The following is a 19,762-nucleotide window of genomic DNA, read 5'->3' as shown; positions in this document are numbered from 1 at the left end:
CGCGCGGGCACCGGCGCCGTCCGCCCACCGGCCGGCCCCCTGCTGCCGAGAGGCCGTGCGCCTCGCCGGGCTGAGTGCCGGCGCGGCGGAGCGGGTCGCGTGCTTGCCGACCGGGTTCCGACCGCCGCCCATGGCGGCCACCAGGCGACCGGACGCGTCCGACAGTCCTCGGTCCTCCGTCCCCGGCCGCCGGGCACCGGTCGCGGGGTCGTCGGCCGCGTCGGCCGTCTGTCCCCGGCGTCGGTCACCAGTCGCGTGGCGCGACCAGCTCCTCCAGATCCGCCTCCTCGAAACCGTACGTCTGCGCCACGAACCAGAACTCCCCGGCTATCTCGTCCCGGGCGACGGTCTCGAACTCCGACCCGGCCGCGTAGAACTCCTCCTGGAGCTCGTTGAACTCCTCGGTCGCCGCGTGCGCCATCGGGTACAGCGCGGCGAGATCCGCAGGCCGCTCCGTCTCGATCCGCAGACAGAGCCGCAGCAGGATGTCCCTGCCCTTGTCCAGTAGCCGGTCCGGAAAATGGTCGTCCCGGTAGAGCAGCGCGAGGAACTCCCGTCCCGCCGCCTTCTCGTTGCTCACGACCGCCATGCCGCGCCCCCTCGTAGTCGGCCCGCACACCCGGACCTCTCCCACCGCAGTGTCGGCCACCCCACTGACAGCCCACCCCGCTGACAGCCCGCCCCGCCCGGCCCCGGGGGAGACCGTGCGACGACGCACGCCCCCGGTCTCCCGAGCTCCGGCGGTGCCGCGTGACCGTCGCGCCGTCGGGGCGTCCTAGGATCGGAACCATGCCGATGTCGAAGACCGCCCAGGCCGCACGCGCCGAGACCCCGCCGCCGCCCCTCCCGCTGGCCGTGCCCGTGGTCGACTCGCACACCCACCTGGACATGCAGGAGACGACCGTCGCCGAGGCCCTCGCGAAGGCCGAAGCGGTCGGCGTCACCCAGGTCGTCCAGATCGGTTGCGACGTCGAGCGCGCGCGCTGGGCCGTGGCCACCGCCGAGGAGCACCCGGCCGTCCACGCCGCGGTGGCGCTCCACCCCAACGAGGCGCCCCGCCTCGCCGCCGAGGGCGGGGACGCGGCGCTCGACGCCGCCCTCGCGGAGATCGCGGAACTCGCCGCCCACTCGAGCGTGGTCGCCATCGGTGAGACCGGCCTCGACCACTTCCGCACCGGCGACGACGGCCGCGCCGCCCAGGAGCGGTCCTTCCGCCGCCACATCGCGCTGGCCAAGGAACTCGACAAGGCCCTCGTCATCCACGACCGCGACGCCCACGAGGACGTCCTGCGGGTCCTGGAGGACGAGGGTGCCCCCGAACGCACCGTCTTCCACTGCTTCTCCGGCGACGCCGACTTCGCCCGCCGCTGCGCCGAAGCCGGCCACTACATGTCCTTCGCGGGGAACGTCACCTTCAAGAGCGCGCAGCCGCTGCGCGATGCCCTCGCCGTCGTCCCCGACCACCTGCTGCTGGTCGAGACCGACGCCCCGTTCCTCACCCCGGCGCCGTACCGCGGACGCCCCAACGCGCCCTACCTCATCCCCTACACGCTCCGCGTCATGGCCGAGGTCCGCGCCACCGACGAGACCACCCTCGCCACCCACATCGCCGCCAACACCGCCCGCGCCCTCCGCATCTGACCCCGGCAGGCACGGGAGCCGGACGCATCGCAGCACGGCCCGGTCCCATGTCTCGGCCATGGTGAGCAATCGCGCCTGCCAGCCAGAAGAGGCGCTCGGCCCACCTCCGCCTGCGGCACACCACGGGAACACCCCCGCATGCGCGGGGAGCAGCAGCGAGCAGACCCGCGCGAGCATCCTTGAGCAGGGAACACCCCCGCATGCGCGGGGAGCAGGCGGCCCCCACCATCCGGTGGGGGCCGCTGTCGGGAACACCCCCGCATGCGCGGGGAGCAGCCCAGGCCCTCGCCCTCACCGCGGTGAACCGGGGGAACACCCCCGCATGCGCGGGGAGCAGTCGACGACGACGGCTTCGACTCCGGCTCGCTGCGGGAACACCCCCGCATGCGCGGGGAGCAGCAGCGCAGCGGCGACCGCCTCGTCCGTCCGGCGGGAACACCCCCGCATGCGCGGGGAGCAGAGCTCCTCGTAAGTCCGCGGTGCGGGCAGCTCGGGAACACCCCCGCATGCGCGGGGAGCAGGGCTGCGCGGGCTTCCTCTGCCTCCCGGCGGCGGGGACACCCCCGCATGCGCGGGGAGCAGCCGATTGTCCGCCGAGTACGCCGAGCTCGGCGAGGGAACACCCCCGCATGCGCGGGGAGCAGGCCGTAACGATCGGCGTGGAGGAGTCCTGCGGGGGAACACCCCCGCATGCGCGGGGAGCAGGACCCGGTGAAGGCGACCTGGGCCGCGTTCGAGGGAACACCCCCGCATGCGCGGGGAGCAGCCGGGACCGTGATCGTGTCGTTCTTCGTGTGCGGGAACACCCCCGCATGCGCGGGGAGCAGGACCGCTGCCGGTGCAGCAGCATCACATTCGTGGGAACACCCCCGCATGCGCGGGGAGCAGACGTCGAGTCCGCGTGTCCGGATGACCGCGACGGGAACACCCCCGCATGCGCGGGGAGCAGCCTCCCTCGCCGCCCAGATGGTGCCGCTCGCCGGGAACACCCCCGCATGCGCGGGGAGCAGGACCGTTGACGGTGCAGGAGGAGGACGTTGGTGGGAACACCCCCGCATGCGCGGGGAGCAGCGGGGTCAGGCGGCCGGGGCGGGGGCGGCTGCGGGAACACCCCCGCATGCGCGGGGAGCAGGCAGCGAGGGTGCGGGCGGCGGCGCAGCCGATGGGAACACCCCCGCATGCGCGGGGAGCAGCGGCGCCACAGAAGAGGTACTCGGTGGTGGTCTGGGAACACCCCCGCATGCGCGGGGAGCAGTACAGCCCGCCGTCCGGCCGCACCGACACCAGGGGAACACCCCCGCATGCGCGGGGAGCAGACGGCTGCCGAGGAGGGCCCCGAAGCCCCCCTGGGAACACCCCCGCATGCGCGGGGAGCAGCCCGGCCGGGTCCAGGGCCCGGCCGCGGGCGAGGGAACACCCCCGCATGCGCGGGGAGCAGGATGTAGCCCCCCGGGCCACCTACCCGGGGGCGGGAACACCCCCGCATGCGCGGGGAGCAGGATCGGGCGCGGTGCTGCACACTGACATGCCCGGGAACACCCCCGCATGCGCGGGGAGCAGCGCGTGTCCTGGCACTCCCGCAGGTGCGTGTAGGGAACACCCCCGCATGCGCGGGGAGCAGGAAACCGCGCGCCGCGCGCTGCAATGGCTCGCGGAAGCGGGGCACGGGAACACCCCCGCATGCGCGGGGAGCAGTTGTCGCGGACGCCGACGAAGGCTTCGACCTCAGGAACACCCCCGCATGCGCGGGGAGCAGCAGTCGTGGAACTCCTGCCACAACTTCCAGTCGGGGAACACCCCCGCATGCGCGGGGAGCAGTTCACGGCCCCGCCGCGGCTGTACGCCATGGCGGGAACACCCCCGCATGCGCGGGGAGCAGCACTGGAACTCGGACCACCCCTACTGCCGCGAGGGAACACCCCCGCATGCGCGGGGAGCAGAGGAATCCGAGCGCCTCCCCTTCTTGCCGAAGGGAACACCCCCGCATGCGCGGGGAGCAGGCACGACGGCGCGGTGGCCGAACAGGCGCGCTGGGAACACCCCCGCATGCGCGGGGAGCAGGTTTTCCCGCTCCGAACGCTCCCTTCCCACACGGGAACACCCCCGCATGCGCGGGGAGCAGACCGTCACCATGCCCGGTAGCGCCATGGTGACGGGAACACCCCCGCATGCGCGGGGAGCAGGGCTCATGAGCTGGTGGTCTCCTTGATCAGGCGGGAACACCCCCGCATGCGCGGGGAGCAGATGGCGACGAGGTCATCCGGCTGGCCGGCCTCGGGAACACCCCCGCATGCGCGGGGAGCAGTGCAGGTCAGAATTGGGTCCCCATGGGTCCGTGGGAACACCCCCGCATGCGCGGGGAGCAGAGTGCGCGACCTGGTGGTTCATCCGCCGAGGGAGTGGATTTTACTTACTTTGCCAAACTCCGGCATTCCGAACCAAGGCCAATCTTTCGATTTCCGTTCACGGTCATCCGTTGTCATCCGTTGTCGTCCGTGTGGTCGACGTGGCAACGGTAGTGGATGACGCGCAGGTTTCAGGTTCGGGCTCGCCTGTGGTGGCCCGCCCGCCCGGCGCGAGGGCTGATATCACGCGGTGATGCAGCAGCGCTCGACTTTCTCCGAAGTGCCGAGAATTTCTCCGGTGGCTCCGTCTCATGCCGCACACTGTGCAGCACCCCCACATCGGCACCATTTCTTCGGGGGAGTCATGTCTGCATTCGGGGATGCGTTCGGCGGCGGGGAAGGTCGCTGGACGGCTTTGGGGACACTGTCGGACGCGGCACGCGCCGCCTGGGGCAAGACGGATCAGGCGGGCACGCTGAACGGCGCGTGGTTGCCCCTGTGGCGGCACATGGCCGACAGCGGCGCCGTCGCCGGCCGGTTGTGGGACGAGTGGCTGCCCGACTCGATCCGGGCACGCATCGCGGCGGCGCTCCCGGGCGGTGAGACCGACGGGCGGCGGCTGGTCGTGTGGTCCGCGGCGAGCCACGACATCGGGAAGGCCACGCCTGCGTTCGCCTGCCAGGTCGAGGATCGGGCGTCGGACATGCGCGATGTCGGCCTTCGGATGCTCACCGCCAAGGAGTACGGCGACGACCGGAAGCTGGCTCCGCACGGGTTGGCCGGGCAGCTCGTCATGGAGCAGTGGCTCACAGCACGCCATGGGGTGGCCGCCCGCAGCACGTTGCAGTTCGGCGTGATCGCCGGCGGTCACCACGGCACACCCCCGACGCACGCAGCGTACGAGGCGTTGGAGCAGCGACCGCACCTGCTGCACCACCGGGGTGAGGCACGGGCGGTCTGGCAGGGCGTGCAGCGGGAGTTGCTGGAGGGATGCGCAGAACTGGCGGGCGTGACGGACCGGTTGCCGCACTGGGGGAGGGTGCGGCTTCCGCAACCCGCGCAGGTGCTGGTGACGGCCGTGGTGATCGTCTCCGACTGGATCGCCAGCTCGCCGGAGCTGTTTCCCTACGACTCGGCCTCGTGGCAGCCGGCGGGGGAGGTCGGTGAGGCGCGCCGACTGGAGGCGGCCTGGCGTGGGCTGGACCTTCCGGCGCCCTGGCGGGCGCCGGAGGCGGACGGTTCGGCTGCGGATCTCTTCGCGGCCAGGTTCAGCTTCCCGACGGCTCCGGGAGGCCCGGTGGTTCGTCCGGTGCAGGTGGAGTCGGTCCGGATCGCGCGGGAGATGGAGCCGGCCGGTCTGCTGGTGATCGAGGCACCGATGGGCGAGGGCAAGACCGAGGCAGCTCTCGCCGCGGCCGAGATCCTGGCCTCGCGCTCCGGCGCGGGGGGCTGTCTGGTGGCGTTGCCGACACGGGCAACCGGCGACGCCATGTTCCCCCGGTTGTTGGAGTGGTTGGATCGCCTGCCGCTCGACGGTCCGCAGTCGGTGGTGCTGGCCCACGGGAAGGCTGCCTTCAACGACACCTGGGCGGGCATGCTCCGGCAGAGTTCCGGCACGGTCGCCGCCGTGGAGATGGAGGCGTGCGACGACATCGACGCGCGCGGCCACGGGCGGGATCAGGCCCGCCGCCGACCGGCGGGCCTGCACGCGCATCAGTGGCTCCGTGGCAAGAAGAAGTCGCTGCTGGCGTCGTTCGCTGTCGGCACGGTCGACCAGGTGCTGTTCGCCGGCCTCAAGAGCCGGCACCTCGCGCTGCGGCATCTCGCCGTGGCGGGGAAGGTCGTCGTGATCGACGAGGTCCACGCCTACGACGCCTACATGAGCCGCTACCTCGACCGGGCGTTGGCATGGCTGGCGGCGTACCGCGTGCCGGTGGTGCTGCTGTCGGCAACGCTGCCCGCCGGGCGTCGCGCGGCGCTCACCGCCGCCTACGCGGGCGGCGGCGCCGCCGTCACCCCGCACGGCGCAGGCGCGCCCAACGGGAGCGGGGACGAGGAGACGGCGTACCCGCTGATCACGGCGGCGTGGCCCGGCGGCGGCCGGTTGACCGCGCGGCCCGCTGCGGCGGCCGGGCGGGAGACCGCCGTCGCGGTCGAGCGGTTGGTCGACGACATCGACCTGCTCGGCGACACCCTCGCGGACGCCCTGGTCGACGGCGGGTGCGCCCTCGTGGTCCGCAACACCGTGGACCGGGTGTTGGAGGCGGCCGACGCGCTGCGGGCGCGCTTCGGCGACGAGAACGTCACCGTGGCGCACTCCCGGTTCGTCGCCTCCGACCGCGCGGCCCGCGACACGGGGTTGCGCGAGCGGTTCGGCCGTGACGGTGCGACCCGGCCGGGGCTGCACATCGTCGTCGCCAGTCAAGTCGTCGAGCAGTCGCTGGACGTCGACTTCGACCTGCTGGTCACCGACATCGCCCCCGTCGACCTGGTCCTGCAGCGGATCGGGCGGCTCCACCGCCATCCACGCTCCCGGCCGCCACGGCTGCGGGCGGCGCGATGCCTGATCACCGGCGTCGACTGGGATGCACTGCCGCCGCAGGCCGCCCCGGGCTCCCGCGCCGTCTACGGCGACCACGCCTTGCTGCGGTCGCTCGCGGTTCTGCTGCCGCACCTGGACGGCGAGCCGCTGGCGCTGCCGGACGCCATCAGCCCGCTGGTGCAGGCCGCGTACGGCGACGACGCCGTCGGGCCCGGGGCCTGGCAGGAGGCGCTGGCCACCGCCCGGGAGCGCCACCGCCGGGAACTGGCGAGGTCGGAGGAGCGAGCCGGCGCGTACCTGCTGGGGCCGGTCAAGTCCGACGGCCGTCCGTTGCTCGGGTGGCTGGCCGCGGGCGTCGGGGACGCCGACGACTCGCCGACCGGCCGGGCGCAGGTCCGGGACAGCGGCGAGAACCTCGAAGTGCTGGTGGTGCAGCGCCTCGCCGACGGGAGTCTGCGCACGCTTCCCTGGCTGCGGCGCGGTGACGGCGGGCTGTCGCTGCCGATGGACTTCCCGCCGCCCGTGAAGGCGGCCAAAGCGGTGGCGGGCAGTGCGCTGACGCTTCCGGGCGTGCTGTGCCACCCGGGGGCCATCGACCGGACGATCCAGGAGCTGGAGCAGGAGGCCTTCCCCGGGTGGCAGGTCAAGGAGTGCCCGTGGCTGGCGGGCGAGTTGGTCCTCGTGCTCGACGAGGATTGTCAGACCCGTCTGACAGGCTTTCAGCTGAAGTACGACGAGAAGGACGGGTTGCGGGTGGCCCGTCCTGATGGTTCCGAGGACGACGGAGAAAACACCGATGCGTACTAGTTCACGCGGTTGGCTCGCCGCGGCTCCGGGCGGTGCCCTGCGGGCGCTCGGCGGTCAGCTGTGACGGCCACGACGGGCGGGTCCGCCGCCCCGTTCGACCTCACGACCGAGCCCTGGCTTCCCGTCCTGCGCACCGACGGCACGTTCGCGACGGTGTCCCTCACCGGCGTGTTCCGGGAGGCGGCCACCATCCGGCGGCTCGTCGGTGACCTCCCCACCCAGGACATGGCGCTGCTGCGGCTGCTGCTCGCCGCGCTCCACGACGCGCTCGACGGGCCGGGCAGCATCGACGACTGGTTCGAGCTCTGGCACGCCGAGGACCCGTTCGCCCCGGTGCTGCCGTACCTCGAAGCGCACCGGCACCGCTTCGACCTCTTCCATCCCGAGCAGCCGTTCTTCCAGGTAGCCGGGTTGCGTACCGGGTCCGACGAGGCCTCGGCGCTCAACCGGATCGTGGCGGACGTCCCCAACGGCGAGGCGTTCTTCTCGATGCGGAAGCCCGGCGCGAGCACCCTGACGCCCGCCGAGGCCGCCCGCTGGCTGGTGCACGCCCATGCCTTCGACACCTCCGGCATCAAGTCGGGCATGGTGGGCGACCCCCGTGCCAAGGGCGGGAAGGTCTACCCGCTGGGGGTGGGCTCGGCGGGCGAGCTGGGCGGCGTCCACGCCGAGGGGGAGTCGTTGCGCGAGACGCTGCTGCTGAACCTCGTGCCGCGGGAGGAGCTGGGGTTCGAGCCGTCGGCCCTCGACTCCACGCCCGATGCCCCCGCGTGGCGCCTGCCGCCGAACGGTCCTGGCGGGGCGGCCAAGGGCGGGGGCGACCGCTTCCCGCGTGGGCTGCGCGACCTCTACACCTGGCAGACGCGACGGGTGCGGCTGGTCGCCGAGGAGAGCCGGGTCACCGGCGTCGTCCTCGGCTACGGGGACCCACTGAAGGCCGCCGCGCCGTGGAAGCTGGAGCCGATGACGGGGTGGCGGCGCAGCCCCACCCAGGAGAAGAAGCAGAAGCTCCCGCTGGTGTACATGCCGCGGCACCACGACCCGGCCCGCGCGGCGTGGCGGGGGCTGGAAGCCCTGCTGCCCTCGACGGCCGTCCCTTCAGGCCGGCGTCAGGAGAGCGACGGCGCCGACCACCTGCCCTCGGGTGTCGTGCGGTGGTTGCGACTGCTCGCCGTGGAGGCGAAGTTCGAGCCCGCACGCGGCATGCTGCGGCTGCGGACCGTCGGCGCGGTCTACGGGACGCAGCAGTCCGTCATCGACGAGATGGTGGACGACTCCGTCCTCCTGCCGATCCTGCTGCTGGACTGTGTACCCACCGAGGACCGGCCGGAGCCGCCGGGCCGTGAGCACGCGATGACCGCCCTGGCGGCGGTCAAGGACGCCGACCAGGCCGTGCGGGCGCTGGGCAACCTCGCGGGCAATCTCGCCCGCGCGGTCGGCTCGTCCCCGGACGGTCCGACGGCCACGGCCCGCGATCTCGGCTACGGCGCGCTGGACGGCCCGTTCCGCGCCTGGCTGGCCGGGCTCGGTGACGTCGAGGACCCGGAGGAGCAGGCCCGTCCGGCCTGGCAGGCCATCGCCCGGCAGCAGATGCTCCGCCTCGGGCGCCCCCTCCTCAACACGGCGGGCGCGACCGCGTCCGAGGGCCGCTGGGCGGACGTACCCGGGTCCGGCAAGCGGTTCGTGAACGACGCACAGGCAGAGCTGTGGTTCCTCCGGGCGCTCCGCAACCACCTGCCGCGCGCGGTGCCACCACGTGCGGACGACCCACCGCCGGGCTCGGCCTCGCCGCGACTCCCGGCGCCGTCCACCTCCCCCGAGCAGGCGGGTCCGCACGACCCGGCCGGTTCTTCCCTCTCCGCCGCCGACCAGGAGGCCGCACCGTGACGACAACCCCCGAGGCCTCCACCGCGAAGTCGGGGTCGTTGCCCGCCCCGCCGCAGCAGCAGCGCCGCCCCGGCGAGCGGGTCCGTGACGCCGTCCGCACCCGGATCAGCCCGCTCCAGTCGCAGTACCTCGCCGACGTCCCGTCCGCCGTCGCGGCCCTCGCCCAACTCCGGCGCGGTGTCGGACGGCCGGCGTACGACTCCCCGGTCGAGTGGGGGATCGTCGGCTTGGAGGCGCTTGCCGAGGACCGGCAGCGGGACGGTGAAGAGGGCCACTTCGTCGGCGGCCCCCGGCACGTCGCCCGCGAGGACGAGGCGATGCACCTGGCGGTGACGCTCTACGCGCTCCACCAGCAGTCGGAGCGCAAGAAGCGGATGTACGTCCAGGGCATCCCGTTCGGGGCCGCCGTCCGGAGGCTCGCCACACTGCCGCCGGGCGTCAAGGTGGGCAGCGCGGAGGCGGTTCCGGAACCGCGGGGCGAACAGCCCAAGAACGAGCCCACCGAAGCGGGCGATGCCGAGGCGAGCGATACCGCGCCGCGAAGGGAACAGGAGATCAGCGAGACCGTCCGGAAGAGATTCCTCCGGGTCGGTACCGCCACTGCCCTCGAACCGCTGACCGTCAGGCTGCGCGAGATCGTGCTGCTGCTGCGGGCCCGTGACGTTCCCTTCGACCACGGGCTGCTGGCCGAGCAGCTGACCAGCTGGCTGGACCCGTCCCAGCGGGACCTCGTGCGGCGCCAGTGGGGGCGCGAGTTCACCCACCACACCGGCCGCCGGGGCGGCCGGCCCGGCGCCGTACCGGCCCCTCGTGACATCGGCGGCGCTGCGGCCGAACCCGCCTGACCCACCGCTCCACCCCGAGACCTCCAACCCTCCGTGGCCCGCCGGCCACGGCGGGCCTTCCTGCGACTCATCACCACGATCGGACGCCCACATGAACCGCGCCATCCTGGACATCCACGTTCTGCAGAACGTGCCCCCGAGCAACATCAACCGTGACGACACCGGCACCCCGAAGACCGCCACCTACGGCGGCGTACGACGGGCCCGCGTCTCCAGCCAGGCGTGGAAGCGGGCCACCCGCAAGGCCTTCGAGAAGCTGCTGCCCACGAGCGAGCTGGGGCAGCGCACCAAGAAGATCGTCGACGCCGTCGCGGACCGCATCGTCGAGCTCGACGGCTCGGTCCCCCAGGAGGCCGCCGTCGAGCTGGCCGCCGAGGTGATCAAGACCGCGGGGATCAAGGTCGAGGTGCCCGGGCGCAAGAAGAAGAAGGACGAGGAGGCGAAGCAGGAGTCGCCGGAGTCCGGCTACCTGATGTTCCTCGGCCACCGCCAGGTGGACGCCCTCGCCGCCATCGCCCTCAAGGGCGCTGAGGGCGGCGATGTCGAGGCGCTGAAGACCTACCTGAAGGACAAGGCGCACAAGGCCGCCGCCCAGCGGGCCGTGAACAGCCGTCACTCCGTCGACATCGCGCTGTTCGGCCGGATGGTCGCGGACTCCGCCGACCTCAACGTGGACGCCGCCACCCAGGTCGCGCACGCCATCGCCACCCACGCCACCGAGATCGAGTCGGACTACTACACCGCGGTCGACGACCGGAACCGGGAGGACGAGAGCGGCGCCGGGATGATCGGCACCATCGACTTCAACTCCGCCACCCTCTACCGCTACGCCGCCGTCAACGTCGGCGAACTCCACCGCACCCTCGGCGCCGGCGTGGACCTCGGCGAGACGCCCAGTACGCCCGCGCAGCGAGCGGTCCGGGTCTTCCTCGATGCGTTCGTGAACTCGATCCCCTCCGGCAAGTCCAACACCTTCGCCAACCTGACGCTCCCCACGGCCGTCGTCGTCAAGCTCCGCGACAGCCGGCCTGTCAACTTCGTGACCGCCTTCGAGGAGCCGGTCACGCTGAACGAGGACGGGACCGGCGGGTACCTCCGCCGCAGCTGCGAGAAGCTGGCCGCGCACATCCCCGAGGTGGAGGAGGCCTACGGCGTCTCCGACACCGACCGCACCTGGGTGTTCTGCGTAGGTGAGAGCGCCCGCTCCCTCCAGGACCTCGGTGAGCGCGTCAACCTCGCCGAGCTGCTCGACCAGGTCGAGGCAGCCGTCGCGGCACGACTGGCGCCGGGCGCATGACCGTCCTGCTGATGCGGCTGGCCGGGCCCCTCCAGTCCTGGGGGGCCTCGGCCCGCTTCGCCCGCCGGGGAACCGAGAACGCCCCGACGAAGAGCGGCGTCCTGGGCATGCTCGCCGCCGCCCAGGGGCGCGGCCGATCCGCGCCCATCGACGATCTGGCGGCACTGCGCTTCGGGGTCCGCATCGACCAGCCCGGCGACCGGCTGCGCGACTACCAGACGGCGAAGCACCAGGTCTCGCAGAAGTCGATGCCGGTCTCGGAGCGCTTCTACCTGGCCGACGCCGTCTTCGTCGCCGCCGTGGAGGGTGACGCAGAGCTGCTGGCCGAGCTGCACCGGGCGTTGCTCGCTCCCGTCTTCCTGCCGTTCCTCGGGCGGCGCTCCTGCCCGCCGGCCCGCCCCGTCGACATGGGGCCACCGCGCACCGGCGAGCTGGAAGGGGTGCTTGCCGGAGCGGAATGGCAGGCGTCCTCCTGGTACCGCCGCCGGGAGGAGCGACGTCGGCCCTACGGGGAGGCGCCGCCGGAGCCCCGGCTGGAGCTGCTGATCGAGACGGTCGGGGCCGAGCAGCCGGACCGCGCCGTCCGCGACCTGCCCGAGAGCTGGGACGACAGCCACCGCCGGTACGCGCTGCGCGGTGTCCGCTCCCGGCAGGTCGCCCGGCACGGTGTACCCGATCACGACCCGACCGCCCTGCTGACCGCCGTGGACGCGGCCGACGGCACTGCCGCACCGGACGCGGCCGACCCCTGGCCGAGGTGACCATGTACCTGACCCGTTTCCGCATCAACACCGCCCGCGCGGACGCGCGGCGGCTTCTCGCCAGCCCCCACCGCGTGCACGGTGCCGTCAACGCGTCGTTCCCCGAGGAGCCGTCGCGTGACGGCGGCGGTCCCCGGGTGCTGTGGCGGGTGGACCGCGAGGCCAACCATCGCGCCACCCTCTTCGTCGTCAGCCCCGGCCGGCCCGACCTCACCCACCTGGTGGAGCAGGCAGGCTGGCCGCACGCCGACGGGCCGCACTGGCAGAGCTACGGCTACGCCGACTTCCTCGACGGCCTGAAAACGGACGACCGGTGGGCGTTCCGCCTCACCGCCAACCCGGTCCACGCCGCCCGCTGCAAGGACGGCGAGCCGACCAAGCGGACCGCGCACCGTACCCCCGCGCACCAGATGGGCTGGCTGCTGAAGCGGCAGGAGGCGTTGGGCTTCGCCGTGGTGGAGAAGCCGCTCGAGCGTCGCATGCTGAAAAGCGGCGACGAACTGGAGCTCCTGGTCCGCGACCACTCGCCGCAGAGCTTCGGACGCGGCGCCGGTACCGACGAGAAGAACTCCGTGCGCTTCACCCGGGTGACGTTCGAGGGGCGGCTCCGCGTCACCGACCCGGCTGCGCTGCGCAAGGCGCTGACGCAGGGCATCGGCAAGGAGAAGGCATACGGCTGCGGCCTCCTGACGCTCGCCCCGGTGGTGGGGGCGGAATGACCACCGTCAGCCGCCGCGGGGCGTCCTCCCCGCACGAACTCGGCCGAATCGGGGACCGGTTGTCTTTCGTCTACCTGGAACGCTGCGTCGTCAACCGCGAGGACAACGCCCTCACCGCCAAGGACCCCGACGGAGTCCGGTACATCCCCTCCGCCACGATCGGCGCGCTGCTGCTCGGGCCGGGCACGACCATCACGCACCAGGCGATGGCGGTCCTGGGGGACAGCGGTGCCGCGGTCGTCTGGCTGGGGGAGCACGGCGTCCGCTTCTACGCCGGCGGGCGGGCGCTCTCGCGCTCCTCCGGCCTGGCCGAGGCCCAGGCCAACGCCTGGGCCAACCAGCGCCTCCGGCTGGAGGTCGCCCGGGACATGTACAAGCTGCGGTTTCCCGACGAGGACCCGTCGGGCAAGACCAGACAGCAACTGCTCAGCGCCGAGGGCAAGCGCGTCAAGGACTGCTACCGGCGGGAGTCCACGCGCACGGGAGTGCCGTGGGTGCGGCGCCAGTACAACCGTGAGGACTTCGACGCCGCCGACGCTCCCAACCAGGGCATCACTGCGGCAGCCCAGTGCATGTACGGCGTCGCACACGCGGTGGTGGCCGCCCTCGGGTGCTCCCCGGCGCTGGGCTTCGTGCACTCCGGCCACGAGCGCTCCTTCGTCTACGACATCGCCGACCTGTACAAGACGGAGATCGGCATCCCGGCGGCGTTCGACGCGGCGGCGGAGGGCGACCACGACATGGGCTCCCGCACCCGCCGCGCGGTGCGGGACCGCATCCGCGAGACGGGGTTGCTGGAACGCTGCGTACGCGACATCGGACAGCTGCTGCGCCACGCCGCCGCCGCGGACGAGGCACGCCGCGGCCAGGACCGGGTGACGCTCCAGTCGGACGGCGGCGCCGAGGTCGAGGCCGGCCGCAACCACGACGGGGACGAGCCGATCTGGTGACCGTCATCGTCCTGACCAACTGCCCGCCCGGCCTGCGGGGGTTCCTGACCCGATGGCTGCTGGAGGTCTCGCCGGGAGTCTTCCTCGGCTCGACCAGTGCCCGTATCCGCGACCTGCTCTGGGACGAGGTGCAGACCTACCGCGACAAGGGGCGGGCGCTGCTCGCCTACCAGACCGACACCGAGCAGGGCTTCACCTTCCGCACCCACGAGCACGCCTGGGAGCCGGTGGACCACGAAGGACTCACCCTGATCCACCGCCCCACCCGCAAGCGGACGACGGGCCTGCCGAAGCAGGGCTGGAGCAACGCCGCCAAACGCCGCCGCTTCGGCAACTGATCCCGGCCGCATCCCGCCGCCCTACTGCCCCGTGCTCCGGCTGCCCGCCGGGGCACGGGGTGCGGTGCTGCGGCTCAACTGCGGTCGCATACAGCGGTGTTGTCGGGTGTACCCTGATCGTCCTTTCGTTGAAAGGGTGGTCGCCGACCGGGGGCGCTTCCCCCTCTCGCCCTGCGGGAAGGGTGGGTCCTGGACCCACCCCGGTCGGCATTTCTCTTCTGCCTGCGGCGGCAATGGCGGTCTACGACTCGGGCCACCGCATCGGTGCGGACGGCGTGGGCCGACCTGCCACACATCCGCTGAGATCCTGCCGCAGCCACGTAAGGGCTTCCCTAACTCCTGAGCAGTTGTCTTGTAAACAGCAGGTCGCTGGATAGTTGTCGCCCGGCCGGCGGGCAAGCGGCGCTGGAGACTGCGTGCTCGGCCTCCCCGAACGTCCTGAGCACCGAGGCAGCAGCCCGGCTCCGGAGATCGAGGAGAACACCCCACGTGCGTGGGCAGCAGGAACCCACGGCCGACGGATTATGAGTCCGTCGCTGGAACGGTTCGCGTACGCGTGGCGAGCAGTGCGACACCGGCTTTAGGAGAGCCGTGCTCAAAGGAACACCCCCACGTGCGTGGGGAGCAGGTCATCGGCCACAAGCCGGTCGACCTCCAGCGGGGAACACCCCCACGTGCGTGGGGAGCAGAGCCGGATCCAGAACGAGTAGTACCCGGTGGTGGGAACACCCCCACGTGCGTGGGGAGCAGGAAGAGAGGAGGGAGGAGCCGGCCATGCTGACGGGAACACCCCCACGTGCGTGGGGAGCAGGCTGGCGAGCGGGGTGACGTTCCACATCCACTCGGGAACACCCCCACGTGCGTGGGGAGCAGGGTCCGCCGGCGGCGACGCCGAGGTCTGCACCGGGAACACCCCCACGTGCGTGGGGAGCAGAGGTGTTCGACCTCGGCCTGGCCGGGGTCGGTGGGAACACCCCCACGTGCGTGGGGAGCAGCAGGGCGAACGCGGCGACGGGCAGGGCTCACTGGGAACACCCCCACGTGCGTGGGGAGCAGCCGCGGACGCCGCCGTCGGCGCGTACGTCGTTGGGAACACCCCCACGTGCGTGGGGAGCAGCCTGGTAGTTGGCGTCCGTGACGAACAGCTTCGGGAACACCCCCACGTGCGTGGGGAGCAGCGGTCGGCCTCGGTCTGCTGGACGTACCGGCGGGGAACACCCCCACGTGCGTGGGGAGCAGCTCTCCCAGGAGCGGGGCGTGCGCGGGTTGACGGGAACACCCCCACGTGCGTGGGGAGCAGATCCCCGCCTGGAAGCTTGCGATCGCGAGTCGGGGAACACCCCCACGTGCGTGGGGAGCAGCGACCGCCACCTGACAACACAGCCGCCCCCGGCAGGAACACCCCCACGTGCGTGGGGAGCAGGGGCAGTGGTCCGGCCACTCGCTGCGCCGCGGGGGAACACCCCCACGTGCGTGGGGAGCAGGCGGCGCCCAGTAGCCATCAAGCGATGGACTGGGGAACACCCCCACGTGCGTGGGGAGCAGCTGGCGGTCGCTGCATCCGCCGTGGGCGCCTTGGGAACACCCCCACGTGCGTGGGGAGCAGTCACCACCCACCCCAGAGCGCCATCTCACGGTCGGGAACACCCCCACGTGCGTGGGGAGCAGCACGTGCGCGCTGTCGCCGCCGGGCTTACCCCGGGAACACCCCCACGTGCGTGGGGAGCAGCCCAGCATCGCCGGGTCGCCCGCGGCGCGGGAGGGAACACCCCCACGTGCGTGGGGAGCAGACCCTCGCCGGGGTCCTCCTCGCGAGCGTGCCGGGAACACCCCCACGTGCGTGGGGAGCAGCGGCAGGCGCGGCACGCGGGCCAGCCCGGCTGGGGAACACCCCCACGTGCGTGGGGAGCAGGCGGTAAGCGCCTCTTCGGACCGGGGTCGGATGGGAACACCCCCACGTGCGTGGGGAGCAGGCCGAGCTGGTGACGACGTCGATGCGGCCGTCGGGAACACCCCCACGTGCGTGGGGAGCAGCGCGTCCAGGTCCGCCCCCGGCTGGCGCCCGAGGGAACACCCCCACGTGCGTGGGGAGCAGCGCATCGTGGTGAAGGTCGACGCGATCGACGAGGGAACACCCCCACGTGCGTGGGGAGCAGTGGGACGGGGCGGATTCCCTCACTGGGCGGCAGGGAACACCCCCACGTGCGTGGGGAGCAGCGTCAGCCGAAGCTGAGGTCGGTGTCGTCGGGGGGAACACCCCCACGTGCGTGGGGAGCAGGACCTGCATAACGCAGGTCCAGGTCATCCGAGGGGAACACCCCCACGTGCGTGGGGAGCAGGCATTACGCAGATCCTAAATTGGGCGCGCGACGGGAACACCCCCACGTGCGTGGGGAGCAGGCGCTCCGCCGCGTCGGAGCGACCTACCAGGTGGGAACACCCCCACGTGCGTGGGGAGCAGTTGCGTACCCTTCGGTCTGGAGTCGGTAGCCCGGGAACACCCCCACGTGCGTGGGGAGCAGTCGATCCATCCGGGAGGCTCGCGGCCTGAGTCTCCGTCAGGGAACACCCCCACGTGCGTGGGGAGCAGCTGCCCCGGCGACCTGCCCATCCAGCGCGCCGGGGAACACCCCCACGTGCGTGGGGAGCAGCGGCTCGGGGGCCGGGGCGGCGCTCACGCGGCGGGAACACCCCCACGTGCGTGGGGAGCAGGTCGGTGGAATCGCCATGGCGAATTCCGTCCTGGGAACACCCCCACGTGCGTGGGGAGCAGACGGGATCGTACAAGGCCGGAAACCGCATCATAGGAACACCCCCACGTGCGTGGGGAGCAGCCTTGCCGAGCCCGGGGACCTCGACCTGACCCGGGAACACCCCCACGTGCGTGGGGAGCAGCTCACGCAGCTCTCTCTACCCCTGCGTGCCCCGGGAACACCCCCACGTGCGTGGGGAGCAGCTCCGCGGCGTGCCGGGAATGATTTACAACGCGGGAACACCCCCACGTGCGTGGGGAGCAGGCCGTAGGAGCTGGCTCGCTCGCTGAGCGCCCAGGGAACACCCCCACGTGCGTGGGGAGCAGTTCTACCGCCTGACCCGCGGCCAGCTGCCGCTGGGAACACCCCCACGTGCGTGGGGAGCAGTAGAGGACGCAGGCACCGCCGAAGCGCTCCTCGGGAACACCCCCACGTGCGTGGGGAGCAGCGAACAGGCGCATCAACCGGACCGGGTCGGCAGGGAACACCCCCACGTGCGTGGGGAGCAGAGTGCGCGACCTGCGGGTTTAGGTGGCGGGGAGGTGGATTTTACTTACTTTGCCAAACTCCGGCATTTCGGTCACCGTGTGTCCCGTCGCGCGCCGGGGCCCAGGGCGCTGGTGGTCAGGCCGGCTATGAAGGCCGTCCAGGTGGCGTTGGGGATGGCGAGTGCCGCGCCGGTCGGGTTCTTGGAGTCCCGGACCGGGAGGTGGGTGGGGATGCCGTCCGCCACCTCGACGCAGGAGCCGTTATCCCCGCCGCTGTAGCTCGACTTCCGCCAACGAGTGCTGCTGAGACTGAAGGGTGCGGACATGGGATCTGTACTCCTCCATGACGGTTTCGAGAAGCCGCAGGGATGCATCCGGGTGGAGGGCTGCCGCCCTCGCTGAATCGTACGCGTCGCGGCAGAGTTGGACCTCGTCCAGGCAGTCGGCATCCATCACGGTTCCGGAGTGCAGCCCCTCGACGTATGCCAGGTCCGGTGCATCCGCGAACTTCATGAGGCACACCATCGATCCCATGGCCGCGTGCACTCCGTGGGCCAGCGGCACCACTTGAAGGCGAATGCGTTCGGACCGGATCAGCCCGATGATGTGCGCGAGCTGGTCTGCCATGACTGCGGCGCCGCCCATGGGGATGCGGATCACGGCTTCGCTGAGGATGAAGCCGAGTTCGGGCAGATCCCGCTTGAGCATGTCCGCTCGCTTGAGCCTGTTCGCCACACGTTCTTTGAGTAGCTCCTCCGGCCAGTACATCCGGGCCGCCACGAAGACGGCTCGCGCGTAGTCGGCGGTCTGGAGCAATCCAGGAACGTAGACCGGCGCGTACTCCTCGATTCGGGTGGCGGACTGTTCCGCGAGGGCGGCGCGTTCGAAGTGGCGGGCGAAGGGCGTCTCGCGGAGGAAGCGTTCGAAGGTCCCGCCGGTGTCGAGCGTCTTGTCCAGCTGCTGCGCGTCGCGGTAGGAGGGCTTGCGGCGTCCGGCCTCCCAGTGGGCCACCAGTGAGTGGTGGACGAGCAGGAGCCCCGCCAGGTCCTTCTGGGTGAGTCCCGCGCCGTCCCTGCGTGCGCGCAACTCGGCGGCGTACGGCTCTCGTTCTCCCATGCTGCTTTCCCCTCCCGTTTGACGCGTCCGATGTAGATCGCGGACGGCTTCCAGGCTAGGCGCGCCGAACGCAGGCTGTGAGTGATCAGGCACAGCAGGCGATCGGATGACGGGTGTGCGGCCCGTTCGACGCCGCAAGAACGAGGAGCTGCTCGTGGGACTCATCGCCCGCCCCACCTGGTGCGACGTGCCGTCGTGGCCGTCGACCGTCGGTGCGCGTCCGGATGGTTGTGTTCCGGTTGGCGTGCGCCGTCCGTGGTGTCGCCGGGGCGCGAGAGCTGCGGGCGGCGTGGCGTCGGTCGGTGGCGTCCGGCGCGCACCCGGGGCCGTGTCGTGACGGGCGCCGGGCAGGTGGCGCCGCCCGTCGTCTCGTCCGGCGTCGGAGCGCCGCTCGACGTCGCCACAGCGGCCGACGGCAGCGACGGTGAGCGGGACGGCGAGGGCGTTCCTTCGCTGGGAGAGCTGCGGCGCCGCAACGCCGAGCTGCGGCGGCTCGTCGAGCGCCATCTGCGAGGGGCGGCGTCGTCGGCCGCCGGGTCAGGGCGCCACGATGCGCCCCGGGCCGGCCTGCCGGCGGACCGGGCGGCCGACCTCCCGCCGACGCGGTTGGGGCCGTGCGGCTACTGGAACGAGAGCGTCGCGCGCTGCCCCGACGCCGGTGGCGAGTGGTACCTCGGCAGCGGCTGGACGGCCACGCCCGCCGACTCCCTGGCGTGGATGCGTGCGGAGGCCGAGCGGCTGGCGCGTGCCCTCTCGCCCCGCCCCGGGGACGGGCCCGCGCCGAGCGAGGCGCTACGACCCGCCGCCGCCACGAGCTGGGACCCGGCCGGAGTGCTGCGCGGCTGGGCGGCGGACGACGCGTACCAGCGGGTGCAGGTCGGGGCGCTGGGGGAGGGGCGGCCGGTGAGCGTCAACACCCGGGGGCCGGACCGGGTGTGCGGACTCGGCGGTGTCGAGGTGCTGTACTCGGTCTCCGCCCGCCCAGTGTGCTGCGGACGCGCACGCACGCGCGCACCGATCTGAGCCGGACCCCCGTGGCGTGACCGGCGCCATCCCCGCACCCGGCGTCCGCCCGCCCCCGGACGCCCGCCCGCCCCCGGACGCCCGCCCGCGCCCGGCGTCCGCCACCACCTCGCCCCGCCCCGTCCCGGCGGCCGGGAGGGCGGTGCCGGCCCGCCCGTAAACTGCATGGGTGACGTCCCCGCCCCCCGAAGACCCCGCCGCTGCCAGCGCGACCGCCGACGACCCCGCGACCGGCCGCCCAGCCGCCGAC

13 protein-coding genes and 2 CRISPR repeat arrays are annotated in these 19,762 nt (G+C 72.6%); of the genes, 10 read left to right on the top strand and 3 right to left on the bottom strand.

All coding sequences use genetic code 11. The features are described 5' to 3' along the window. Positions 1–244: 244 nt before the first annotated feature. Positions 245–589, bottom strand: a complete 345-nt coding sequence (locus tag HCJ92_RS12680) for a DUF5713 family protein (RefSeq protein ID WP_167933657.1) — start codon at positions 587–589, stop codon at positions 245–247. 200 nt (positions 590–789) lie between these two features. Between HCJ92_RS12680 and HCJ92_RS12675 the strand changes: the two genes are divergently transcribed. The 9 genes from HCJ92_RS12675 to cas2e all read left to right on the top strand — a co-directional run bounded on the left by HCJ92_RS12675 (position 790) and on the right by cas2e (position 14,132). Then, a complete protein-coding gene (locus HCJ92_RS12675; protein WP_167933656.1) occupies positions 790–1,641 on the top strand; it encodes a TatD family hydrolase in 852 nt (283 codons plus the stop codon). 124 nt (positions 1,642–1,765) lie between these two features. After that, positions 1,766–4,007: a CRISPR direct-repeat array (repeat unit 29 nt; unit sequence GGGAACACCCCCGCATGCGCGGGGAGCAG). Positions 4,008–4,350: 343 nt separating this feature from the next. Beyond that, complete coding sequence (cas3, locus tag HCJ92_RS12670; RefSeq protein ID WP_167933655.1) at positions 4,351–7,335, top strand: CRISPR-associated helicase Cas3'; 2,985 nt, start codon at positions 4,351–4,353, stop codon at positions 7,333–7,335. Between the two features lie 60 nt (positions 7,336–7,395). Then, the gene (gene casA, locus HCJ92_RS12665; protein ID WP_209311052.1) at positions 7,396–9,222 is read left to right on the top strand and encodes a type I-E CRISPR-associated protein Cse1/CasA; all 1,827 of its coding nucleotides are present in this window, start codon (positions 7,396–7,398) and stop codon (positions 9,220–9,222) included. Continuing rightward, on the top strand, positions 9,219–10,067 hold the full coding sequence (casB, locus tag HCJ92_RS12660; RefSeq protein WP_167933653.1) for a type I-E CRISPR-associated protein Cse2/CasB: 849 nt from the start codon (positions 9,219–9,221) through the stop codon (positions 10,065–10,067). The genes casA and casB overlap by 4 nt, the downstream gene beginning before the upstream one ends. 91 nt (positions 10,068–10,158) lie before the next feature. Further along, positions 10,159–11,364, top strand: a complete 1,206-nt coding sequence (gene cas7e, locus HCJ92_RS12655; RefSeq protein WP_167933652.1) for a type I-E CRISPR-associated protein Cas7/Cse4/CasC — start codon at positions 10,159–10,161, stop codon at positions 11,362–11,364. Beyond that, entirely contained in the window at positions 11,361–12,125 is a 765-nt protein-coding gene (gene cas5e / locus HCJ92_RS12650; RefSeq protein ID WP_167933651.1) for a type I-E CRISPR-associated protein Cas5/CasD, read from the top strand. Before cas7e ends, cas5e begins: the two co-directional genes overlap by 4 nt. A 2-nt stretch (positions 12,126–12,127) precedes the next feature. Next, entirely contained in the window at positions 12,128–12,844 is a 717-nt protein-coding gene (cas6e, locus tag HCJ92_RS12645) for a type I-E CRISPR-associated protein Cas6/Cse3/CasE (protein WP_167933650.1), read from the top strand. Beyond that, on the top strand, positions 12,841–13,794 hold the full coding sequence (gene cas1e / locus HCJ92_RS12640) for a type I-E CRISPR-associated endonuclease Cas1e (protein WP_167933649.1): 954 nt from the start codon (positions 12,841–12,843) through the stop codon (positions 13,792–13,794). Before cas6e ends, cas1e begins: the two co-directional genes overlap by 4 nt. Then, positions 13,791–14,132, top strand: a complete 342-nt coding sequence (gene cas2e / locus HCJ92_RS12635; RefSeq protein ID WP_167933648.1) for a type I-E CRISPR-associated endoribonuclease Cas2e — start codon at positions 13,791–13,793, stop codon at positions 14,130–14,132. The genes cas1e and cas2e overlap by 4 nt, the downstream gene beginning before the upstream one ends. Positions 14,133–14,731: 599 nt before the next feature. Continuing rightward, a CRISPR array of direct repeats spans positions 14,732–17,394; the repeat unit is 29 nt; unit sequence GGGAACACCCCCACGTGCGTGGGGAGCAG. A 71-nt stretch (positions 17,395–17,465) separates the two neighbouring features. On the opposite strand, the gene HCJ92_RS12630 is transcribed toward cas2e, so the two are convergent. Both HCJ92_RS12630 and HCJ92_RS12625 read right to left on the bottom strand, forming a co-directional pair. Next, positions 17,466–17,618: a DUF397 domain-containing protein gene (locus HCJ92_RS12630; protein ID WP_338054147.1), complete on the bottom strand. Its 153-nt coding sequence runs from the start codon at positions 17,616–17,618 to the stop codon at positions 17,466–17,468. A gap of 16 nt (positions 17,619–17,634) precedes the next feature. Then, entirely contained in the window at positions 17,635–18,489 is an 855-nt protein-coding gene (locus HCJ92_RS12625; protein ID WP_167933646.1) for a helix-turn-helix domain-containing protein, read from the bottom strand. Between the two features lie 333 nt (positions 18,490–18,822). Between HCJ92_RS12625 and HCJ92_RS12620 the strand changes: the two genes are divergently transcribed. Continuing rightward, complete coding sequence (locus HCJ92_RS12620; protein WP_167933645.1) at positions 18,823–19,512, top strand: hypothetical protein; 690 nt, start codon at positions 18,823–18,825, stop codon at positions 19,510–19,512. Positions 19,513–19,762 lie beyond the last annotated feature (250 nt).

This window comes from Streptomyces spiramenti (assembly GCF_012034385.1).
GTDB classification, from domain to species: domain Bacteria; phylum Actinomycetota; class Actinomycetes; order Streptomycetales; family Streptomycetaceae; genus Streptomyces; species Streptomyces spiramenti.
Note: the sequence above shows the minus strand (reverse complement) of the source record. Positions and strands in the feature narration are given on the sequence as shown.

Coding starts and splice junctions, on each gene's coding strand:
- HCJ92_RS12680 (WP_167933657.1), bottom strand. CDS start 589: ATGGCGGTCGTGAGCAACGAGAAGGCGGCGGGACGGGAGTTCCTCGCG.
- HCJ92_RS12675 (WP_167933656.1), top strand. CDS start 790: ATGCCGATGTCGAAGACCGCCCAGGCCGCACGCGCCGAGACCCCGCCG.
- cas3 (WP_167933655.1), top strand. CDS start 4,351: ATGTCTGCATTCGGGGATGCGTTCGGCGGCGGGGAAGGTCGCTGGACG.
- cas7e (WP_167933652.1), top strand. CDS start 10,159: ATGAACCGCGCCATCCTGGACATCCACGTTCTGCAGAACGTGCCCCCG.
- cas5e (WP_167933651.1), top strand. CDS start 11,361: ATGACCGTCCTGCTGATGCGGCTGGCCGGGCCCCTCCAGTCCTGGGGG.
- cas6e (WP_167933650.1), top strand. CDS start 12,128: ATGTACCTGACCCGTTTCCGCATCAACACCGCCCGCGCGGACGCGCGG.
- cas1e (WP_167933649.1), top strand. CDS start 12,841: ATGACCACCGTCAGCCGCCGCGGGGCGTCCTCCCCGCACGAACTCGGC.
- HCJ92_RS12625 (WP_167933646.1), bottom strand. CDS start 18,489: ATGGGAGAACGAGAGCCGTACGCCGCCGAGTTGCGCGCACGCAGGGAC.